General features: G+C 63.4%; 21 protein-coding genes. 7 read left to right on the plus strand and 14 right to left on the minus strand.

Features of this window, described 5'->3' with window-relative positions; translation table 11 throughout:
- Positions 1 to 750: 2-oxoacid ferredoxin oxidoreductase (locus F4Z81_14615; protein ID MXW06279.1), on the minus strand; the 750-nt coding region annotated here is incomplete at its 3' end.
- 12 nt (positions 751 to 762) lie between these two features.
- On the minus strand, positions 763 to 2,613 hold the full coding sequence (locus F4Z81_14620; GenBank protein ID MXW06280.1) for a 2-oxoacid:acceptor oxidoreductase subunit alpha: 1,851 nt from the start codon (positions 2,611 to 2,613) through the stop codon (positions 763 to 765).
- A 338-nt stretch (positions 2,614 to 2,951) separates the two neighbouring features.
- Here F4Z81_14620 and F4Z81_14625 point away from each other — a divergent pair, with 338 nt between their 5' ends.
- Positions 2,952 to 3,725, plus strand: coding sequence for a phytanoyl-CoA dioxygenase family protein (locus tag F4Z81_14625; protein MXW06281.1), 774 nt, complete (start codon positions 2,952 to 2,954; stop codon positions 3,723 to 3,725).
- A 58-nt stretch (positions 3,726 to 3,783) separates the two neighbouring features.
- Here F4Z81_14625 and F4Z81_14630 read toward each other — a convergent pair whose 3' ends face one another.
- Genes F4Z81_14630 through F4Z81_14640 form a run of 3 tightly spaced genes read right to left on the minus strand, consistent with a single transcriptional unit; the run spans position 3,784 to position 7,326 of the window.
- On the minus strand, positions 3,784 to 5,142 hold the full coding sequence (locus F4Z81_14630) for a hypothetical protein (protein ID MXW06282.1): 1,359 nt from the start codon (positions 5,140 to 5,142) through the stop codon (positions 3,784 to 3,786).
- 35 nt (positions 5,143 to 5,177) lie between these two features.
- Positions 5,178 to 5,678, minus strand: a complete 501-nt coding sequence (locus F4Z81_14635; protein ID MXW06283.1) for a VOC family protein — start codon at positions 5,676 to 5,678, stop codon at positions 5,178 to 5,180.
- The gene (locus F4Z81_14640; protein MXW06284.1) at positions 5,617 to 7,326 is read right to left on the minus strand and encodes an aminotransferase class V-fold PLP-dependent enzyme; all 1,710 of its coding nucleotides are present in this window, start codon (positions 7,324 to 7,326) and stop codon (positions 5,617 to 5,619) included. The genes F4Z81_14635 and F4Z81_14640 overlap by 62 nt, the downstream gene beginning before the upstream one ends.
- A 66-nt stretch (positions 7,327 to 7,392) precedes the next feature.
- On the opposite strand from F4Z81_14640, the gene F4Z81_14645 reads away from it, so the two are divergent.
- From F4Z81_14645 to F4Z81_14660, 4 genes are all read left to right on the plus strand, one after another.
- Positions 7,393 to 8,520, plus strand: coding sequence for a mandelate racemase/muconate lactonizing enzyme family protein (locus tag F4Z81_14645; protein ID MXW06285.1), 1,128 nt, complete (start codon positions 7,393 to 7,395; stop codon positions 8,518 to 8,520).
- Positions 8,521 to 8,550: 30 nt separating this feature from the next.
- Positions 8,551 to 9,351 carry a DUF1189 domain-containing protein gene (locus tag F4Z81_14650; protein MXW06286.1) on the plus strand — a complete coding sequence of 267 codons (801 nt, stop codon included), beginning with the start codon at positions 8,551 to 8,553 and terminating at the stop codon, positions 9,349 to 9,351.
- A gap of 38 nt (positions 9,352 to 9,389) precedes the next feature.
- Complete coding sequence (locus tag F4Z81_14655; protein ID MXW06287.1) at positions 9,390 to 11,054, plus strand: hypothetical protein; 1,665 nt, start codon at positions 9,390 to 9,392, stop codon at positions 11,052 to 11,054.
- 66 nt (positions 11,055 to 11,120) lie between these two features.
- Positions 11,121 to 11,360, plus strand: coding sequence for a hypothetical protein (locus F4Z81_14660; protein MXW06288.1), 240 nt, complete (start codon positions 11,121 to 11,123; stop codon positions 11,358 to 11,360).
- A gap of 106 nt (positions 11,361 to 11,466) precedes the next feature.
- Here F4Z81_14660 and F4Z81_14665 read toward each other — a convergent pair whose 3' ends face one another.
- The 6 genes from F4Z81_14665 to F4Z81_14690 are packed head-to-tail and all read right to left on the minus strand — an operon-like array spanning position 11,467 to position 17,133.
- Positions 11,467 to 12,447: an aldo/keto reductase gene (locus F4Z81_14665; protein MXW06289.1), complete on the minus strand. Its 981-nt coding sequence runs from the start codon at positions 12,445 to 12,447 to the stop codon at positions 11,467 to 11,469.
- Between the two features lie 59 nt (positions 12,448 to 12,506).
- Positions 12,507 to 13,349: a sugar phosphate isomerase/epimerase gene (locus F4Z81_14670; protein ID MXW06290.1), complete on the minus strand. Its 843-nt coding sequence runs from the start codon at positions 13,347 to 13,349 to the stop codon at positions 12,507 to 12,509.
- A gap of 13 nt (positions 13,350 to 13,362) precedes the next feature.
- On the minus strand, positions 13,363 to 14,271 hold the full coding sequence (locus F4Z81_14675; GenBank protein MXW06291.1) for a dihydrodipicolinate synthase family protein: 909 nt from the start codon (positions 14,269 to 14,271) through the stop codon (positions 13,363 to 13,365).
- Positions 14,272 to 15,372 (minus strand): Gfo/Idh/MocA family oxidoreductase, encoded by a 1,101-nt coding sequence (locus F4Z81_14680; protein ID MXW06292.1) that lies wholly within the window; start codon positions 15,370 to 15,372, stop codon positions 14,272 to 14,274.
- 56 nt (positions 15,373 to 15,428) lie between these two features.
- Positions 15,429 to 15,758 carry a hypothetical protein gene (locus F4Z81_14685; protein ID MXW06293.1) on the minus strand — a complete coding sequence of 110 codons (330 nt, stop codon included), beginning with the start codon at positions 15,756 to 15,758 and terminating at the stop codon, positions 15,429 to 15,431.
- A 28-nt stretch (positions 15,759 to 15,786) separates the two neighbouring features.
- Positions 15,787 to 17,133 carry an aspartate aminotransferase family protein gene (locus F4Z81_14690; GenBank protein ID MXW06294.1) on the minus strand — a complete coding sequence of 449 codons (1,347 nt, stop codon included), beginning with the start codon at positions 17,131 to 17,133 and terminating at the stop codon, positions 15,787 to 15,789.
- Between the two features lie 115 nt (positions 17,134 to 17,248).
- Here F4Z81_14690 and F4Z81_14695 point away from each other — a divergent pair, with 115 nt between their 5' ends.
- Together F4Z81_14695 and miaA are read left to right on the plus strand one after the other, a co-directional pair.
- Entirely contained in the window at positions 17,249 to 18,079 is an 831-nt protein-coding gene (locus tag F4Z81_14695; GenBank protein ID MXW06295.1) for a polysaccharide deacetylase family protein, read from the plus strand.
- Positions 18,076 to 19,047: a tRNA (adenosine(37)-N6)-dimethylallyltransferase MiaA gene (miaA, locus tag F4Z81_14700; protein ID MXW06296.1), complete on the plus strand. Its 972-nt coding sequence runs from the start codon at positions 18,076 to 18,078 to the stop codon at positions 19,045 to 19,047. The genes F4Z81_14695 and miaA overlap by 4 nt, the downstream gene beginning before the upstream one ends.
- Here miaA and F4Z81_14705 read toward each other — a convergent pair.
- The 3 genes from F4Z81_14705 to F4Z81_14715 form a co-directional block, all read right to left on the minus strand.
- Positions 19,039 to 20,421, minus strand: a complete 1,383-nt coding sequence (locus tag F4Z81_14705; GenBank protein ID MXW06297.1) for a T9SS type A sorting domain-containing protein — start codon at positions 20,419 to 20,421, stop codon at positions 19,039 to 19,041. The two genes, miaA and F4Z81_14705, sit on opposite strands and share 9 nt — an antisense overlap.
- Positions 20,422 to 20,843: 422 nt before the next feature.
- Positions 20,844 to 21,155 (minus strand): hypothetical protein, encoded by a 312-nt coding sequence (locus tag F4Z81_14710; GenBank protein ID MXW06298.1) that lies wholly within the window; start codon positions 21,153 to 21,155, stop codon positions 20,844 to 20,846.
- A 99-nt stretch (positions 21,156 to 21,254) separates the two neighbouring features.
- Positions 21,255 to 21,468, minus strand: a 214-nt coding sequence (locus F4Z81_14715; GenBank protein MXW06299.1) for a TlpA family protein disulfide reductase, incomplete at its 5' end; no start/stop codon positions are given.

Genomic DNA, 21,468 nt, shown 5'->3' on the forward strand with positions numbered 1-21,468 from the left:
CTCGCAGGCCGTCTTCCAGTCTCCGGGATCGTGGCCTTCGTCCTCCAGCTTCTTGACGCGCTGCTTGAAGAAGGGGTAGTCGTTGTCCTTGTTGAACGTGACGCAGGGGCTGAATACGTCGATCAAAGCAAAGCCGCGATGCTGGACGGCCTGTTCGATGAGCCCGGTCAAATGGCGGGCGTCGCCGCTGAAAGCCCGGGCCACGAAGGTCGCGCCGTTCATGATCGCCGCCGTGATGGGGTTCACCGGCGCTTCCACGCTACCGAAGGGCGTGCTCTTGGTCCGCATGTCGATGCTGCTGGTAGGGGACACCTGTCCCGTGGTCAAACCATAGATCTGGTTGTCCATGACGATATAGGTCAGGTCGACGTTGCGCCTCGCCGTGTGCGTGAAGTGGTTCCCGCCGATCCCGTAGCCGTCACCGTCTCCCCCCGTGACGAACACGGTGAGTTCGTGGTTCGCCATCTGCGCGCCCGTGGCCACGGCCAGGGCACGTCCGTGCAGCGTATGCATGCCGTAGGAGTTGAAGAACCCCGGGAAATTCGAGGAACAGCCGATCCCGCTGATCGTGAGGATCTCATGGGGCCGGAGACCCAGGTTCACACAGGCCCGCTGCAGGCTGCTCAGCACGCCGAAATCACCACATCCCGGGCACCAGTCCGGATCCACCTTGCCCTTGAAGTCCTTCGTTTTCAATGGCGCTACCGGTTTCGCTTCCACTTCCTCGCGTGGTAAAGTTTCCACTGACATGTTGAAGACTCCTTAGACGATGACTTCTTGATAGGGCACGAAGATGTCCGTCGTTCCGGCCAGCAGCTCCCGGACGCCGTCCACGATATGATGGGGCATGAACGGCTCGCCGTCGTACTTCCGGATGTGGCCGTCGGCCGAAAGCCCGGTCTCGCTGCGCAGGTACCGGTGGAACTGGCCGGAATAATTGTTTTCCACGATCACGGTCTTTTTCGCGTTGTCGAAAACTTCCTGGATGGCGTCCACGTGCAGGGGGACGATCCACTTGATCGGCAGGTGGTTTACGGCGACGCCATCGCGGTGCAGGATTTCCACCGCCTCCCTGATCACGCCGAGGGTCGATCCCCAGCCAATGAGCGTGATCTCGGCATCTTCGGCGCTCGAACCCGAGAGCGCCGGCGGGTCGATGCGCTCCGCGACGTTCTTGAACTTGCGGGCCCGCTTTTCCACCATCTTGCGCCGCTTGTGGGGATTGGTGAATTCGTCGCTGACCAGGACGCCGTCTTCATCGTGTTCGTCGGTGGCCACCACGTGGGCGTATCCTTCCACACCCGGCAGCGCGCGGGGAGAAATCCCGCTTTCCGTGTTCTCGTATCGAAGGTAACCGTTGCTCGGCGCGCCGATGAGGCCGTGCCCGTTGGAAAGCTGCGAACCCGTCGGGATGTCGCTCGCGCCGTTACCGGACTCGGTGATCAAGTCGCCCCGGTCTATTCCGGGTTGCATGTCGATGGCGTCCGGATCGACGCTGAAGGTGCCTTCGGAGATCAGCAGATCGGATATCACGATGCCCGGGCACTGGAATCGATCCACCAGGTTAAACAGTTCGGGTACGGTATTGAAGGCGTCCAGCGCATCGGTCGGCGCCACGATGAACCGCTCGAAATCGCCCTGGCTCGCGCCGAGAATCTGCCAGAGATCGCCCTGCTCCGTCTTGGTCGGCACGCCCGTGGATGGACCGGCGCGCTGCACGTCGATGAAGACGACCGGGATTTCCATCATGGCCGCGCTGCCCACGGCCTCGGTCATCAAAGCGAAACCGCCGCCCGACGTGGCGCACATGGACCGGCAGCCCACGTGGGCTGCGCCGATGGCCATGTTGGCCACGCCGATCTCGTCTTCGACCTGGCGCACCATGATGCCCAGTTCCCGCGCGTTTTGCGCCATCCAGTGGAGGACACCCGTGGAGGGACTCATGGGATAGGCGCAGTAGAACTTGACCCCGGCGGACGCGCCGCCCATGGCCAGCGCGTCGTTACCCGTCCATACGGCAAGCGGCTTGCCGCCGGAGGGCAGGGACTGCGTGAAGGGTTCGAAGTGCGCCGCTGCGTAGTCGTATCCCGCGCGGGCCACGCCCACGTTCTCGTCGACCACTTCCTGCCCCTTGCGCTGAAACTGCATGGTGATGATGTCTTCCAGGATCTGGAAGTCCACGTCGAGCAGGTAGAGGATCGTCCCGAGCGCCACGGTGTTCTGCACGAGCTTGTTGCGGTTGTTGTCGGTCAGTTCGTTGATGGGCAGCGGGCAGAGGTGCACGCCGTCTTCCGGCGTACCGGGTGTGATGGTGTCGCTGTTGTAGAGGACCCTCGTACCGGGTCCCATGAGGCCCAGGTGCCGGTCCATCGTATCCTGGTTCAGGCAGACCAGCAGGTCGAGCTTATCGCCGTGGTTGTGGACCGGATGATCGCTGATCCTCATCGTGAGGAAGATATGACCGCCCCGGATGATCGACTGGTAGGCATTGTAGGCGTTGAGATGCAGTCCGCGGCGAATGAATATCCGGGCGAGTACGTTGCCCGGTGTGGCGATACCCTGGCCCGCGGCGCCGCCTATGGCAATGGCAAAGTCGAATTGGTCAGAACTCATCGGATTCTCCTGTCTGTACATCACGGACAAGCTGATCTGCCGACGTGCGTACGCGTTTCTGTCAAGGTAGTACACAGCATAGTGGGAACCAACAAAATACACAGTCCCCGGAGGGGTGTCAACCATTCTGTTCTTTTGTAGACGGAGGCGGCCCGTTCGGCTTTCGCGGGAGATAAAGGTACGGCTTTCCGGCCGGGGGCCTGTGTTTTGATCCCTTCATATCTGCGACGGAACCCAAAAATCCTGTGCCCCTGGAAGACCGGTTGACGCTATCGTAATTACAGGATAATTATAGTAGGACAGATATCTAATTGAACACGAACAGCGGGGGGTCCGGTTTGAACGGCGCCGATATCGTAAGCCGGTACGAAGAAGACGGCTATGTCGTCCTGCCCGGGGTCATCGACGGCGGCCTGACCGCCGAGGCCCAGGGCCATGTCGAGTGGATGGGAGAGAAGTACCCCGACGTCCGGCCGGAGCAGTACCATCACCACCTCATCGTGGACGATCCGTTCTGGATCCGCCTCTGCACCGATCCCCGGCTCATCGACGTCATCGAACCCTTTCTGGGGCCCGACATCGCGCTCTTCGCAGCCCATTACATCAGCAAACCGCCCGGTGACGGGCAGCCGGTGCTGTGGCACCAGGACGGGAACTACTGGCCGCTGGAACCCATGGAAGTCATTACCATCTGGCTGGCCGTGGACGACTCGACCCCGGAGAACGGCTGCATGCGGGTCATCCCCGGCAGCCACAGAGGCCAGAATCTGTACCGGCACCGTAGAACCGAAGGGGACAACGTATTGAGTTCGGAACTGGATGTGAAGGTGGATGAATCCGAGGCGGTCGATGTCGTCGTGCCGGCGGGCGGCGTATCCCTGCACGATCCCTACCTGATACACGGTTCGAAGGCCAACCTGTCCGACCGGCGCCGGTGCGGACTGACCCTCCGGTATATACCCACGACCACGCGCATCAAGCGCGAGAACTTCCCCGCCTACCTGTGCCGGGGCAAGGCCGCGGACGGAATCAACCACTATCCTCCGCTCCCCCGGTTCCGGCCCGGCGATCACTACCCGTTCAAGGGCTGCGACCGGCCGCCCTGGATCTGACGGCCTGGAACTGAGGCCGTGCTCGCGCTTGCGGCCGACCCGGCACTTGCGGCCGCGCTCAGATGATCCCCATGTCCCTCAGTTCCCGCCTGACCGCGTACATGGCGCCTTCGGTCGCGAGGACCCACAGGCGGTCACCCGGGGTGAGCCGCCGCATGATGTCGTGAAACACGTCGCTGACGTCCACGGCCGATACCATGTCCTCCGCGTCCATCTGCTCGTCCATCAGGGCCAGGTGCGCGCCGCCCGCGCCGGCCACGTGCACGGACCTCGAGAAGTTCACCATGCCTTCCAGGTCTTTGTCCACGATCCAAGGAGCGTTGCGTCCACCCCGTACGGCCTCGTCCAGCAGGAACAGGAAATGGCCCCGCTGCCGGTCCAGCCGGCAGGTCCTGAGCGCTTCAAGGAGCGAGGTCCGGTTCTTGATCGTCATCAGGCGGGCTTCCCGGTCATGAATCACCACCCGTTCGTCCCGTCCTCCGGTGGACCTCACGGATTCAAGGCCTTTGCGTATCGTCACGGGACTCAGGCCGAGAGATAACGCGGCCGCCGCGGCCGCCGCGGCGTTGTATACGTTGTGCAGACCGGACAGGCGGAGGCGCACGTCCAGGGGCCCCCGCGGCGTGATGAGCCGGAAGTTTGTTTCATCCGGTCCCAGATCCACATCGATCGCGTATACGGTCGGCAGCGGCCTTTCCCAACCGCAACCTTCGCAGGCATAGTCACCCAGGTGGGCCAGGCTGGTGATCCGGTAGGCCAGGGGAACGCCGCACCGGGGGCACGGCACCTCGGGGGTGGCGGCATCCGCAAGGTGCAGGCGTTCATCCTCCACACCGTAATAGGTCAGACGGGGCGGCACGCCCCGCGTGAATCCGCCGCAGAGGACCGGATCGTCGGCATTGACGAGGATGTGCTGTCGGGCGGACATGGTGCCGAACCAGTCGCACCATTTCCCGATCAGGGCAGCGCGGTCAACCCCCTGCACCGATTCGTCGTCGTACAGGTTGTTCAGTACGAGCGTGCCGGGATTGCATACCCTGATCGCCCGGTCGAGCATGCCGGTCTCGAATCCGAACACGCCGTAGTCCGCATGGATCCTGCCGCGGTGATCGGTCGCCCGGACCAGGGTGGAGACCACTTCGTCGAGGGATGGGGCGATGTCTTCGGGGTAGAGCGTTCGGGCATCGGCCTGCTGCAGAATCGCGGCCAGGATCCGGCAGGTCGTATGCTTGCCGTTCGTTCCGGTAACCCCGGCCACGCCTTGACTGAACTGGCGCACCAGGGACCGGACCAGGCCCGGCCAGAGGGCGGCGGTGAGGGTGCCGGGCGGGATGCGTCCACGGGAGAAATCAAACAAATCGGCCGCCCTCGCGACGGACTTGTCAATGGAAAGGGCGGCCGATCTGAACATAAGCATAAGAGGTTGATCGAATCCGGGGAATCAACCCTTGATCAAATCTTCACGCCCCGCCACTCGTCCCGGTCACCGGAGATGTCGACAATGTTGCCGTCGGGATCGATGGCCTTGAAAGCGATCTCCGGCGGGGTATCGGAGGAGATGGCGTCCCGGCCCTTCACGGTTTTCGGCGCTTCGGCACCCCAGTTCCGGACCCTGTGCCAGGCGGCGTGAAGGTCGTCCACCAGCACGCCGAAGTGGATGTACTCCTCGCCTTCCTCGAGCGTGGGCCGCGACGGATCGTCATGGGGCAGCAGCGTGATGTTGGCGGTGCCGTCGCTGAGATCGACGGCCTCGCCGTTGCCCCGCCGGCCGACAAAGGTAAAGCCGATCACATCCTCGTAGAAACGCTGCGAGACCGACACGTCTCGACACCGCAGTGCGAGGTGACGCAGATAGGCCATTACGACTCCCTCCGAAGCTGATCGTTCAAAACTACAGGCGCTTCTCCTTCGCGATCTCCTCGACGGCGCCGATGAACTGGTCCGTCTGGGCATCGGTCACCATGACGTGCATTGACGTCCGGTTGGCGTCCCAGTTGATCTCATCGTGCGTGACGTTCCGGATATAGATACGGTGGCGGTCCCAAAGCATGTCGTTGAGATCGCGCGTACCCACGCCGCTGACCTTGAACGAGACGAGCGCCGCGCTCATGCGGGGATCGGGCGAACTGTATACGTCCACGCCGTCCATGTTGCGCAGGGCGTTGGCCACGCGCACAGCCTGGTATCGGTTACGGCTTTCGATGGCGGCCGGCCCGATCATGTTGTGGAAATCCAGCGCCGCGTCGATGGCGACGCGGGCGGGGGCGTTGGAGGAACCCCGCAGCTCGAACTTGGACGCGCCCGACAGGTATTCGTCGTAATAAATCTTGGCGAAACCCGTGGGCTCCTGGCCGTACATGGACAATCCGTTGACCGGCCCCGAGTACAGCGTCGGCCAGACCCGGTCCAGGATATCCTCCTTCACGTAGAAGAAGCCCGTGTACATGGAGGCCATCATCCACTTGTGACACGGCCCCGCGTACATGTCGCAGCCCAGGTCGTGCATGTTCAGGTCGAGCATGCCCGGAGGCTGCGCCCCGTCGACTAGCGTGATAATGCCCTTCGAACGGGCCATGTCGCAGATTTCCCGCACGGGAAGGACAAGTCCGTCGCCGTAGTTGATATGGCAGAAGCTAAGCATTTTCGTACGCGGCGTGATAGCGGCTTCGAAGGCCTTGAGCAGCGCGTCCGGACTGTCGGGCGGGTGGAAATCGGGGGACGACAGGTCGATCATGACGGTCTTCGTCCCCTGCCTGACCGCTCTGAGGTTGATGGGCTGCACCCCGCTCGAATGATCGTGATTGGTCGTCACGATCTCGTCGCCCGGCTCCATGTCGACGCCGAAGGTGCCGAAGACCATCCCTTCCGTCGTGTTGTTCGTAAAGGCGACCTCGGTCGTTTTGCAGCCGATGTAGTCCGCCATCTTCGCGCGCATCTTCTTCCTGAAGTCGCTGTTGTAGACGTAACTGGTATAGCTCTTGTAATCCGAGTTCGCGCCTTCCAGCGCGGCGATCTGCGCCCGGTGCACCGGGGCCGGGGACGGTCCGCGCGTACCGGTGTTCATGAAGGATACGCCGTCGCGGACGATGAACTGGTCGGCCACCCAGTTCCAGTAGGCGACGTCATCGGGTTCCGGGAGATGATCTTCGGGCATCGGCGGCTTCGCCCCGGCCTTCCCGGCCATGGAAAGGAGGGCCGTCCCGGCGGCGAGACCACCCGCGATCCGGCCCATAAACCCGCGTCGGGACAACGCTTTAAGCTTTTCGGGGTCCTCGAACTTCGGATCGAAGTTAAAACCGGACTCTTCCGTAATCATGGTGTATCTCCTGATTGATACCTCAAGCACGCTCCGACGGTAAGGAATATACGGCGGACACCGCCGGGCCGGACCGGGCCAGGGGCCTGGAAAATCAGCGAATTGTGAAGAATCTGTAATCAGAGTATACAGAGGACGCAACGGGGTCTTCAAGTAAAAACTGTATTTTGAGGGTTCGCGGAACGCGACGCCGATTTCTGGTTGCGGGGTGGATGGAACACCGCTTACTTGGTAGGGGCCTATCCGACAGCTACTGGCAGCTGCTGATCCGAAGGACAACCGCATGATGATCCGGGGCCACTGCCAGGCGCCGGGACCATACCCGCATCGGCGTAATGAGAGGTTTCCGACGTGAAAATAGAAGACATCACCTCGTACTTCATCGGCGGCGGATACGTTATCCGCGTCCGGACCGACAGCGGACTCACCGGGGTCGGCCAGACGGCCTGCTGGGGATATCCCGAAGCCGTGCACCAGATCGTGGAGCGGTTCAAGGATTACCTGGTCGGGCAGGACCCGTTCCGCATCGAGCATCACTGGCAGTATCTCTACCGCATGTCGCCCTTCCGGGGAAGCGCCCTGTCCGGGGCCGTCAGCGCCGTCGATATCGCCCTGTGGGACATCAAGGGCAAGCACTTCGGCGTACCGATCTGGGAACTGCTCGGCGGGAACTGCCGGGACCGGGTCAGGCTGCACCTGCTGGGCGGCGGTGGCACCCCGGAGGCCATGCTCGAATCGGCCAGGAACGCGGCGTCGGAAGGCTTCACGGCGCTCAAGTTCGATCCCCTGCCGGGCGGCTACCAGGACATGGCCCTGGACCGGATGATCCGCACCGCCCGGGATCTCGTCGCGGCAGCCCGCGAAGGCGGCGGTCCCGACATGGATCTCATCGTGGAGGTCCACCGCAAGCTGACGCCGCTGACCGCCATGCCCCTGGCCAACGCGTTGACCGAATTCAACCTCTATTTCATCGAGGACCCCATCCAGATCGACAGTATCATGGCCCAGGGCGAAATCGCCCGGAGAATCGGGATCCCCGTCGGGAACGGAGAACGCCTGAACACTATCTGGGAATTCCAGGAACTCCTGGCGCACGGGGGGCCGCAATACGTGCGGCCGGACGTGGCCCTCGCCGGCGGCCTGACCCACTGCAAGAAGATCGCGGCTATCGCCGAAGCCCACCACTGCGCCGTCGTGACCCACAATTTCCTGACGCCACTCATCACCGCCGCTTCCGTACACCTGGATACCAGCATCCCCAATTTCGTGACCCAGGAGTACAGCATGGGCGATGAATCGGAAGCCAGCAAATTGTACCGGACCAACATACGCCGGGAAGGCGGTTACATCCCGATTCCCCGGGACCCGGGCCTGGGTGTCGAACTGGACGACGAACGGCTGGAGGGAGCGGTTTTTACTCCGATGAATACCGCGAACACGTTGCTCAGGTCGGACGGCTCGGTAGCCAATTCGGTTTAGGATTTCGCGCCGCGGCGACCGGCCGGGAGGATGAGAGGACACATGCGTCGATTCAGTATTCTGCATCCGCTCTGGATGGCCTTCTACGACGGGTCGATTTACGAGGATGCGGCCCGTCACTGGCGCAACCGTACCTTTCTGTACCTCCTCCTCCTGTTGGCGCTGACCTGGATTCCCTTCACCCTCCAGACGCAGAACCAGGTGGATGAATGGGTCAGCCGGGAAGCCCCTTTTTATATCGACCAGGTCCCCGATCTCAGCCTGTCCGGCGGCGAACTGTCCTCGTCCTCGTCCCGGCCGACGCTCCTGCGTGACCGGGACGGGACGTTGCTGGCCGTCATCGACCCCACCGGACAGTACACCAGCCTGGACGACACCGAGGCGCCGGTGCTGGTAACGCGCACCCAGATATTCATCCGGGGAGAGGGCGACCAGGTCGACGTTACGTCCCTGCCGGACGGACCACCGGAGACGCTGACCCGGGAAGACCTGTACGTGATCGCCGACTGGACCCGGTCCCTGGTCAATACACTGCTTTTCCCCATACTGCTCGTGCTGTCCTACGCGTACCGGACCGTGCAGACGCTGCTGTACGCCTACGTGGCATCTTTTTTCACGGCGTCCACCGGTGGTGCGCTGCCGTACCGTACGCTCCTGAACCTGGCCATCATCGCCATCACGCCGGCCGTCGTGCTGGACACCGTGCACATGCTCATGGAATCTCCACTGCCGGACTGGTTCTGGTGGCCGGCATGCGTACTGCTTTCCCTGGGCTATCTGCGGTTCGGTATCCGGGTCACGCTGGACGCCGAACGGCAGGCGGCAGCCTGAAGCCTACTACTTTTTCACCCGCCTGAGAAGGGACCGCCGTGAAACGCATACTGCTCTTGATCAACGCGCACAGCCCGCCGTTCAGCCAGTTTGCCGCCATGTTCGAGCGGCTCGTGAACGGTGCTTCGCAGTTCACCCTGGACGTGACCGACGACCGGAACGCGCTCTGCGACCTGTCGGATTACGATGCCGTGGCACTCTACATCGCGTCCGGAGAACTGACCCGTGACCAGGAAAAGGGGATCACCGGATACGTGCGGAACGGCGGCGGACTGCTGGCCGTGCATACCGCGAACGCGGGTCTGGCGCAGTACGCCGACTACATCGAGATGATCGGAACCGAGTTCATCGGCCATGATCCGCTGGGCGACTTCGACGTGGAAGTCGATCCGGCCTTCGACGACATCCTGCCGCGCATGAGCCGGAGTTTCCGCGTCCAGGACGAATGCTACAACATGGACATCAAGACGGAGGCGCCGCTCAGGTGGTTCCAGCACGGCATATGGAAACTCGAACGCCAGCCTTTGGGCTACCTGCGGGATTACGGAAAGGGACGGGTGTTCTACACCGCACTCGGCCACGACAACCGCACCTTCGTCCATGCCGACTTCCAGGACCAGCTGATCAAGGGGCTCCGATACGTGTGCGGGATGACCGACGGATCGCCCGTCCGGATCGGGCTGGTGGGTTACGGACCGCTGTTCGGCATGGGGAGGCACCACAGCGAGCAGATCGCCGCGACGCGGGGGTTCGAACTGGGGGCGGTCTGCGACCGGGACCCCGCCCGGCTGGAAGCGGCACGGGAGGAGCAGGGCGAGAACGTGCCCATGTTCGAGGATGCCGGGGAGATGGCCGGAAGCGGGCTCGTCGACCTCGCCATCGTCATCGTGCCCCACGCCTACCACGCGTCCGTGGCGAAGCCGCTGCTTGATGCGGGCCTGCACGTCATCACGGAGAAACCCTTCACGGTCAAGGTTTCCGAGGCGGACGAACTGATCGGGCTGGCCAGGGACCGGGGCGTCATGATCTCGGCGTACCATAACCGGCACTGGGACCCGGACATCCTCTCGATGAGGGAGATCGTCGACCGGGGCGATATCGGTGAGGTATACTCGATTGAAAGCGCCCTGGTGGGGTACGGCCTGCCGGACCAGGCGTGGCGGTCCCACAAGCCGGTATCCGGCGGGGCGATGTACGATTGGGGCGCCCACAATTTCGAGAAGATCCTGCAGCTGGTGCCGCGGTACGACGGACAGGGCAACCGGATCAACAAGCGGGCAACGCTCTATGGGAACTACATGAAGCGGGTCTGGCACAGCAACACCAACGAGGACTACTGCCGGGCCTACGCCCGTTTCGACTCCGGCGTCGAGGCGCAGTTCATGACCTCATCCATCCACGCGTCCCGCAGGCCCATGTGGACCGTCCAGGGCACCTCCGGATCGATCGTCATGGAAGGCGGGGACGGCGCGGGCACGGTGACCATGGCCTCGGCCGACGGCCGCCACCGCGTCGTCGAGGTGAAACCCTATGACCGGGGACATAACTGGCACGGTTATTACAAGAACGTGGCCGATCACCTGCTCGCCGGCCTGCCCCTGGAGATCACGGGGGAATGGGCGAAGGGTCCGATACAACTCATCGAGGGGTGTGAAACGGCCTCGAGAGAGAACCGGCTGGTGGAAGTGGAATTCGATTTCTGATGGGCCGCGGGCCCGTACCGCGAGCCCGAAAGAGAGACATTGGATTCCGGAAGAGAGACGTCGAATATGACGACGAAAGAAAAACTCGAAGCGGGCTTTACCATCCTCGCCATCCTCGCGCTCTGGCCGGTTATCCTGGGGTGGGAGAACCCGCTTTATCAGGTCGTACTGGGCGTGATCCTGGTGGTGTTCATCGTGCTCGTCGCGCAGAAGTTCCGTCGCATTCGAGCCATCTACAACGCCACCAGGGTGGAAGCGAAGAAGCGCAAGCCGCCTGCCGGGAACCGGGACGAACCCTTCGGCTGACGTACCGGCGCGTATTCTGCTGACGGGCCGCTGCCCATTACAGGCAAGGCGTTCCTAACGGCGGGATTCCGACGCGGGGCAGGCCGGCGTCATCATTTCGGCGCGCTCAGGCGTATTTGCCCGGCAGGTCCGGAGCGGAGACCTCGTCCAGCAAGGTGCGGTCCTCCGGATCGAGCGTCCATCCCACGGCCCCGAAGGACTCCTCGACCTGCTCGGGAAAATCCGGACCGATGATGGGCGCCGTCACCTCTTCGTGGTCCAGGATCCAGGCCAGCGCCACCTGGGCCGGCGTCTTCCCGTACTTTTCCCCCACGTCGATCAGCGTTTGCACGATGCCGTCCAGCTTGTCGGTCATGGCCTCGTCGAAGGGATACTTCGAGCGGCTCAGCCCCGGGCGGGGGTTCTTCCCCCAGGGACTGTTCTCGGGCGGTACGGCCCCGCGGCGGAACTGGCCGGTCAGCAAGCCGATGGCGAGCGGGCTGTAGCACATGAGCCCGAGCCCGTGGTCTCTGGCCATGGGCATGAGCTCGAGCTCGGTCTCCCACCGGGCCAGCAGGCTGTAGTTGTACTGCAGGCAGACGAAGGGTTCCAGGTTGCGCCGGTCGCTGGTCCAGAGAGCATCCACCACCTTGTACACCGGCCAGTTGCTGCAGCCGATGTACCGGACCTTGCCCTGGCGCACGAGGTCGTCGAAGGTTGAAAGGGTCTCCTCGAGCGGCGTGACCGGGTCGAAGCTGTGGGCCAGGTAGAGGTCGATATAGTCGGTCTGCAGCCGTTTCAGGCTTTTCTCCACACCCTGCATAAGGTTGAACCGTGAAAGCCCCGTGAAGTTGGGTCCCTTACCCGCGGTGCCGAAGATCTTTGTGCACAGGACGACCTGCTCGCGCCGGCCCTTGAGCGCTTTCCCGATGATCTTCTCGGACCTCCCCTCCCCGTAGAACGCCGAGTCGATGAAGTTGCACCCCAGATCGAGGGCCGTCTCGATCACCCGGATGCCGGCGTGCTCGTCGATCGCGCCCCGGAAGGCCGTGCCGAGACAGATCGGCGACACCTGCAGGCCGGTCTTGCCCAGATAGCGGTATTCCATGTTCTTCCTCTCATTCGCGGGTTTTCAATTGACGCGCTGCGTATTCACGGCCGGGTCGCTCACGGCCGGGGTACGCCGGCTTCGGCGAAGGCTTTCTCCAGGGTCCGGAAACACAGGGCGGCCGCTTCGAAGGGGTCGTAACCTGGTTTGCTCTGCACCATGTTGCTGACCTCTGCGGTGATGGAACCCTCGTATCCGGCAGCATGCATGGCGCGCAGGTAGGCCGTGAAGTCGAAATCGCCCTCTCCGGGCACGAGAAACTCGAAATCGGGCACGCGGCCCCGCTGGTCCTTGACGTGGGTATGGACCGCGTGGGGCGCCATGAGCCGGACCGCATCCTCGATGGGCATGCCCAGGACGTCGAAGTGACTGATGTCGAAATTGAGCCCAAGGTGGGGCGAGTCCATGCGTTCCACGAGCTGGACGGATTTCTCCGCGGTGTCCAGAGCGCATCCCACGTGGGCTTCCATGCCGATCACCACGCCGCTGTCCGCGGCATAGTCCACCAGTTCCCGGACCCGTTCGAAAATGAAGTCCTGCCTGGTTTCCCAGTCTTCCGGGGCGCCGCCCATTACCGTGTCCAGGACCGGCGCGCCGCGGCCGTCGCTCCATTCCGCGCAAAGGTCGACGGCGCGCTTCAGCAGGCGCATGTTCTCGCGATGGGCATCGGGGTCCTCTTCGAGGAGCGAGCGGTGGGCGGCGACGGCGGGCATGGCCAGGCCGTATCCGGCACAGAGCGCCTTGATGCGCCGCCGTTCACCGGCGTCGAGCCCGTCCACGGCCGTCGTGTAGTTCGGCAGGACCGTCAGTTCCACGGCGTCGAAACCCACGTCGTGCAGGAACGAAAGGGCCTGGTCCACGGGGACTTCGGGCATGCCCCAGGTCGTATAGCCTATTTGCATGGGCGAGTATCCATTAAAGCATATCGCCGTCCGCCAGGAACCCCTTCAGCCGCTCCATCTCCGCGTCCGAGAGATCGGGCAGGGGATTCCTCCGCCAGCGGCCGCAGATGCCGGCCAGTTCCAGGACGGCGTGCTGCGCCGCGTCGCCGCCAGCCGGAAAGGTGTTGTACAGATAGTCGAAAAAGGGCATGTCGTAGCGCGCGATGACGTCCGCGGCCCCATCGAGGGCTCCGCGCTCGATGGCGGCCCAGTAAGTACGGGCCACGTCCGGCTTGAACTTGATGAAGGTCGACATATACCCGTCGCAACCGTACGGCAGCATGTCCATGTGGGTCTGCTTCTGGCCACCGGCGAAGATCACCCACCTGTCGTGGGCCCTGGCACATGCGCCCCGGGCGAAATCGGGACCGAAGTCTTCCTTGAATCCCACGACGCCCGGCACCTCGTCCAGGAGCCGTTCGACCGTTTCCAGCGCGCCCCGGACCCCCACGCTCACCAGGCCGGCGCTCAGGATGAATGCCGGCAGGGCCCGTGAAACCGCATCGTAGTACGCCACGAGCCCGTCCACCGTCATCCCGCGGTCGGGCGGCGCCACGATCACCGCGTCCGCGCCGCGGTCCCGGGCGTACTCCGCGAAGGCGGCGGTCTGCGGCGTGGACCAGAACCCCGCGCTTGCGATGAACAGCGCCCGCCTGTTCACGACACCCGCGGTAAAGGCCGTCAACTCCGCGATTTCCGCCTCGGTAAGCACCGAATAGAGACTGTCCCCGGGCGTGAACAGGACGGTACCCGCCCCGGCTTCGATGCAGAAATCCACGAACCGGCGCAACCCGTCGAAATCGATGGCGTCATTTTCGAGAAAAGGGGTGTTGATCGAGGCGACGGGCCCGGCCAGGTGGTGCCGGAAGCGGTCCATGTCCATCTAGCCCCGCCCTTCTTCCGTCCAGGTGTCGAAGGGGTTGCCCGTTTCGGCAAAGGGAAAGGCCACCCGTGCGCCCGTGATGTGGGAACGGTGGGCCGCCATGGCCATTTCGATATGGCGGCGGGCTGTGCGTGCGTGACAGAGCTCGTATTCGGGCGTTCTACCTTCGATGAGATCCATCATGGATCGGGCCATGCGGTGGTGGGCGTTGATCCATTTCTGCCCGCCTGATACCCGCTCATGGGCGAGCACTTCCCAGCGTTCGTCGTCGAAGGGCTGCGGGTTGGAGTGAGGGTGAAAGTAGATGTCGGGGCCGTCCTGCGTGGGTCCGGGCAGGACGAGCGTGCCCTCTGTCCCGTGGATGTCGATGCGATAGGGGTTCTCGATGCCGTCGCCCGCGAAGGATTCGAATTCCGCGTTGAAACCGTCGAACTGGTAATGGGCCCACAGGCCGTTTCCCGCGGAGGTGCCCATGCCGAACAGCCCTTCCTTCCGGTCCGACGGGCGGGCCGGACGGCCGTCCTGGGTGATGATCGCCTGGCACCACGACGGTTCGCCGAAGAGCTGCCACAGGAAATCGAAGAAATGGGGATAGAGATCGATGAGCCACTGGTCTCCCCCGTGTTCTCCGCCGAAACCGTACATGCGGGCCCAGCGCGGCTCCCCGATCCCTCCGTCCCGGATCATGGGGATGGCCTGGCGCTGGATTTCCGGCCGTCCCCGCCAGGGGTGGCCCATGATCAACAGGACACCCGCGCGGTCGCAGGCCTCCACCATGGCGTCCACTTCGGCCGGGGTGCGCGCCAGGGGCTTCTCCGCGTACACGTGGACTCCCTGTTCGGCGGCGGCCACCACCATGGCGAGATGGTTGCTCATCTCGTGGGTGGCCAGGACGACGATGTCCACCTTCTCCCGCTCCAGCATATCCGTGTACCGGGCGTATCCCTGCTGCGCGCCGGTACGTTCCAGCGCCGCCGTCCTGCCCTCCTCGACAGGATCGGCCAGGGCGGCGATCTCGGCGCCCTCCACGCCCACGAATGCCTGGTCCAGGGAGTGTCCGTAATCTCCGCAGCCGGTGTGCCCGATGATGCCGATTCTCAACGCTGTGCTCCTGTTCCGTCAGTCCGGACAGCCCGGACATGTGAAGGGGTTCGCAATCAGACCACGACCATGCGTTCGGCCTGGATGATAAACACCTGCGCGCCGCCCACCGTGGTCGTTACGGCCTCCCCCAGCCCCAGGGCGTCGAGATGGGTGCCGATCTGCGCGACGTCGATGGCTTCCTCCCGCGCGTGGCAGTGGTTCTGGATGAGTTCGAGCACGGGAGGCACGCGCTCGTCGTCCACCCCGATCAACAGGGTGACATTGCCCGCGCGCAGGAATCCGCCCGTGCTGCCGATTTCGGTGAACCGGAAATCGTTGTCGATCAGTGCATCGGTAAGATGCTGGATGTCCCTTTTGTTGACGATCGCGATGAGGAGTTTCATGGCGCGCCTCCTGGTCCCTGTGTCTTCTTCAGGCCGTAACCGATTCAATGGCCTCTCCGGCTACGTTAACCATCCGGTCCAGCTCTTCGGTAGTTACGACGAACGGGGGAGCTAAATTGACGCTGTCTCCCCTGCAACGGGTGTAGACACCGTTTTCGAGCATCTTCTTCACGATGCGTCCGCCTGTCTTCGACGCGGGATCGTAGGGTTTGCGGGATGCGGGGTCTTCCACTACCTCCACGGCGGCCATCAGCCCGATGCCGCGGATGTCGCCCACGTGCGGCAGCGTCCGTAGCGTTCGCAGGCCGTCCATCAGCTTTTCGCCCATGATCCTGCTACGCTCGATAAGGCCTTCGTGCTCCAGGAGATCGAGATTCGCCAGCCCGACGGCGCAGCAGGTCGGGTGCCCGGAGTAGGTGAAGGAGTGGTTCCATTTCCGGTCCCCGGGGGCGTTATGGATGCAGTCGTGTATTTCATCCGAGACGATGATGCCCCCGAGCGGCACGTACCCGCTTGTGATGCCCTTGGCGAAGGTGATGATGTCCGGTTCGACATTCCAGTAAGACACGCCGAACCAGTGGCCGATGCGGCCGAACCCGGTGATTACTTCGTCGGCGATCAGAAGCACGTCGTACTTCGTGCAGATTTCCCGGACCCGCGGCCAGTAGTCTTCCGGCGGCACGATGACGCCCGCCGCGCCTTGCACAGGTTCCCCAATGAAAGCTGCCACCGTGTCGGGGCCTTCCCGCAGGATCGCTTCCTCGAGGGCCAGGGCGCTCGCCTCGCCGCATCCCACCCCGGGGTCCTCCGGCCTGTAGTGATAGGGATAGGGCGCGTCGATATGGACGTATCCGGGCAGGCTGGATCCGAAGTCCTCCCAGTAGGCTTCCAGTCCGGTGGCGTTCATGGCGCCGATGGTCACGCCGTGGTAGGCATGTCTCCTGGATATGATCCCGGTCTTTTCTGGCCGACCGGACCGTTGCCAGAAGTACCGCGCCGTCTTGATCGCGCTGTCGTTGGATACGGCGCCGCCGGACGTGAAAAAGGTATGGTTCAGCGCGCCCGGCGCCCGTTCCTTCAGGCGGCTGGCCAGGCGTATGGCCGGGATATTCGTCGCCCCCGCGTAGCAGGAAAAGAACCCCAGTTCCTCGATCTGGTCCGCGGCTGCGGCGGCCAGCTCGCGCCGGCCGTGGCCGACGTTTACGTTCCAGAGGCTTGAAAGCCCGTCGAGGTAGCGGTTGCCCTCGATGTCGAAGAGCGTGGAGCCCTCAGCGCGTACGCAGATCAGGGGCTCGTCATGATCGTCGCGGTGCTGCAGGGGATGGATCAGGTATGCGTCGTCCCTCAGCAGTTGGTCACGGTCGCCGTAGGTCATCGCGAGGTACTTTCTATCGTATGTGTTACGGGAAGTCGGTTAATGGGAAATTGACAGGGTGCCGGGCACCGGTTATGGTATATTATACGGAGCGCAAGGCATACAATCAAGATGAATGAAAGGCGGATTCTCCATGACCGAAGGGCACCCCCGGCCCTGGCGGGAAGGATGCGAAGGCGCCGTCTCCCTGACCTTCGACGACGGAATGCCGTCCCAACTCGACCGGGCCCTCCCGATACTGGCCGAAAACGGACTTCACGGCACGTTCTACGTCAACCCCAAAGGTCCGGACTGGCGGGGCCTGCTCGCGCCGTGGAAGGCCGTGGCGGACGTGGGTCACGAGGTGGGCAACCATACGGTCAACCACCCCTGTTCCTGCGCGTTCAAGGAGACCCGAACCGACTGCCTGGAGACGATGACCCTCGAAGACATGGAGTGGGAGATCGGCGAGGGCAGGCGACGCATTAACGAGGCCATTCCCGGACAGGCGGATTTCACCTTCTGCTATCCGTGTTACCATGCCCACGTGGGCGAGGGACCGGGCCGCCGGAGTTACGTTCCAGTCGTGGCCCGTCACCATATCGCCGGCCGAGGCAAGGGGGACTTCGCCAATCACCCCCTGACCGCCGATCTGCACCACCTCTACTCCTTCCCCGTGGAGCGCCAGGCCCGCTCCGGGATGATCGGCCTGGTCGAGGAGGCGATGGATCAGGGACAGTGGGCCGTGTTGACCTTTCACGGGATTTCGGAAGGACATCTGTCCGTGACGGAGGCCGATTTCAGCGGGCTGTGCGGCTATCTCCGGGAACACCGTGACCGCATCTGGACCGCCCCCGTCGTCGCCGTCGCCCGGGCGGTTCGCGACTGGCGTTCCGCTGCGTCAGATCGGTCCGCCGCGTCAAATCGATCCGGGGAACCCGCGGAACGCGCCGGGAACGACTCGTGACCTCCCGTCCGATGGCATCCGGTGCCGCCGATAGCCGCCCCATACCGGTTCTAGTGGGTCCCACCGGCGTAGGCAAGACCGCCGTGGGTATTGAGCTGGCCCGGCGCTTCGGTGCAGAAATCGTCTCGGCCGATTCCCGCCAGGTCTACCGGTACATGGATATCGGCACGGCCAAGCCTACCGCGGAAGAGCAGGCCGCGGCCCCCCATCACCTCATCGACGTGGTCGATCCGGACGTACGGTTCAGCGCCGGCGAATACGGCCGCCTTTCCCGGGAAGCGATCCAGGACCTTGCGGACCGGGAGGTGCCGGCCCTCGTGGTCGGCGGTGCGGGGCTGTACATCAAGGCGCTTGCCGGCGGACTGTTCGACGCGCCGGAGATCCCGCGGGCACTCAGGCAACGTCTTGCGAACGAATACCGATCGGCGTCCACCGATGCGCTCCATGAACGGCTGAGCGCAGTCGATCCGGTGTCCGCCGCGCGTATCCATGTGAACGACCGGCAACGTATCGAAAGGGCGCTGGAGGTCCACGACGCGACGGGTGCGACCCTGACGTCCTGGTTCGAAAGACCCGTTCAGTCTCGATCCCGTTCTCGCGGAATGCGTCTGGTCGGGTTGCGCCGCGACCGCGCCGCGCTCTACGCGCGTACCGACGCCAGGGTCGAGAAAATGATCGAATCGGGTCTCGAAGCGGAGGTCCGCGCCCTGATGGATCGGGGGTATGGTCCCGGGACCCATGCCATGTCGACGTTTGGTTACGCGGAAATGCTGCGATACATCGGGGGCGAGCTGGAATTGAAGGATGCGGTTTCGGCCATTCAGCAGCGGTCCCGGCAGTACGCAAAGCGCCAGTTGACCTGGTTCCGGCAAACCGAGGGCATCGTATGGATCACCGTGGACGAAGGGGAAGATCCGGCCGGCACCTGCGAGAAGATCATCCGGTCCTTTCCGGATCTTCTATTTTAGGAACAGCAGCTTGCGCGTTACCTCGAAACGCTCCGCCGTCCCTCCGGTCGTCATCCGGCACAGATAGACCCCGCTGGCCACCCTTCTTCCCCCATCGTCCTTCCCGTCCCACGTGGTGGTGAACGTGCCTTCTGCATGGTTGCCGTCCACCAGCGTGCGGACCTTCCGGCCCATAACGTTGTACAGGGTGAGCTGAACCTCTCCCGGCCGGCCGACTTCGTATCGGACGGTGGCGGGCCCGCTGCTCAGGTAGAAGGGATTCGGATAGGTGGTGAGGGACGCGGCGATCGGCCGCCCTGTCTCGTCATCGCCCGTAAGACCGGGATCAAAAGCCGCCGTGTAGGCGTATTCGAAACCGTCTCCGGTGCGATCGAGCGACGCCACCACGAGCATGACGGTCTCGTACCTCGCCCAGTCGGGTACCTCGATGGTTACGCCACCCCTGGTCGCGGGGACCGTTATCACCGTGTCGACATCACCGCTGGCCGCCACGGATACGCCCCACTCCCCGGATATGCCTGTGAAATCGATGCGCAGTCCACCGGGAAGGGAGGGATCCGGGACGAAGCGAATGTAGTTCGCGGCGAGGTGGTCCGGATACTGGTGTGCGGGGATCCGGGGACCGTCGAAAAGGTACGTGCCCGATGCGCCCTGGAGATCGGGTTCATGCAATCCGCCCAGCTCGACCTGGGGCCAGGCGGCGCCTTCTTCATGGAACCGGTCCGCGTTGGCCCGGTCCCCGGTGAAGACGTTCCACGTGGTGAATTCCTGGAAGGCGGATTTCAGATCACTGCCGACACTGCGCAGTCCCTCGTCGATGGCGTCCAGCGCCCGGCTCGTTCTGGCCCGTTCCCAGATGCCGCGGATCAGGTCCCGGTCGTGCCGCTTCTCCAGGTAAAGCGGCCAAATCACGCCCGCGTATTCATGCTCCCCGTTCGAGGTATCAAGCGAGACCCATGGTTCCGTCAGGAAGCCGCTGAACGTAGGCAGGTAGGTCAGGTAGTCGTCGACCTCGTCATAGACCTGCTCCTCCATCCAAACGGCACTCTGTTCCAGCCAGAAAGCCTCTTCCCCCGCGTCGTACCCGAATTGCACGGCGTGGAAGTACTCATGGGCGACGGTGATCCGCAGCAGGTCCAGGGCCTTCTCCACCGTCCTCCGGGACTCGGCGTAGTCGTTGTCCACGACGATGTACGAAGGAAGGACCGCGCCGGTCGTGACCGCTTCCGGGCGGGTGTAACCACTGAACTGACTCGGGAGATCGGTTATATAGACGTCGTATAGCCCGTCCCCGCCATCGTCCGCATCCATAGCCGCGTATCGATCGTGATGATCGTAGTCCACGGGCGGCGGACGGTAACCCAGTTCTTCCACGATGACGCGGCGGGATTCGTCCAGGAATACCCCGCAGTGCCGGACATATTCGGGAACGGTGCCGTCCGTTGCGTCTTCCAGTTCCGGCCAGCCCGCACCGGGCCGGTCTTCCGTCGTGTTGACGTACCAGATCTTGAAGTGGCCGCCGGGACTGACGTAGGATTCGGGCTCGGCCGTATAGGTATGTCCGAGGTTGTTCGTGCGGTCCTCTTCGCCGGGTACGGTCGGCCGGCCCGGCCCGAACTGTTCGGGCCGGTGGGCCCGGGCGGCGAGTCCGCCCTCCGGGGGCTGGACGAAGGGATGGAGGTGCAGCGTGCCGCAAAGCGGCCTGGAAGGTTCCTGGGCTGAAACGTCGGTGTGGGTGACTGCACCGGCGAGACAAGCCAGGATAAGACACTTGAAGAAAGCTATCGTCCTGGTGATCAGCTTCCCGTTGCCTCCTCGCGCAGGTGTTTAGGTGGTATGGGGAAGCGCTCCGCGTAATGGGACAGGTCCTTGCCCGCGATCAGGTCTTCCAGGATATCGTCGTGCTTGTCCCAGTGCTGATCGTTGGGATGGACGTCCAGCTTGATGCGTCCCTCGCTGTCGATCAGGTAGGTGACGGGAATGCCGTAACGCTGGTTGGTCTTGGCACGGAACTGGCGTTCCCAGTAGCCGCGGAAATCGAAAAGGGAGGTCGGGCTGTCCATATAGTATGCGATGACGTCCTCGTTCCGCACCGCGATCCCGGCCATTTTATCGGGATCGTTCTTCTCCGATTCGTCGGAAGGACGAACCAGCCTGGACGCCTGAAGTCCTTGCTTGAAGGTTTCCAGCCCCGGGCCGAATCCTTCCTAGAATTCAGCGGGATCGAGCGGTTGCTCATCCTTGTAGAATTTGTTCACGCCGACGAAGAGAAAGTCGATCCGTCCCTCGTACTTTTTCGCGATGTTCATCAGGGGTTCCGCATCCCTGATGCAGGGCGGGCACCACCAGGCCCAGAAGTTCACGAACAGGGGCCGGCCCCGGAAGTCCTCCAGGGTTACCTTCGTTCCATCCATAGTATAC

The sequence above is a fragment of the Gemmatimonadota bacterium genome, from assembly GCA_009835325.1.
In the GTDB taxonomy this organism is placed as follows: Bacteria; JAAXHH01; JAAXHH01; order JAAXHH01; family JAAXHH01; genus JAAXHH01.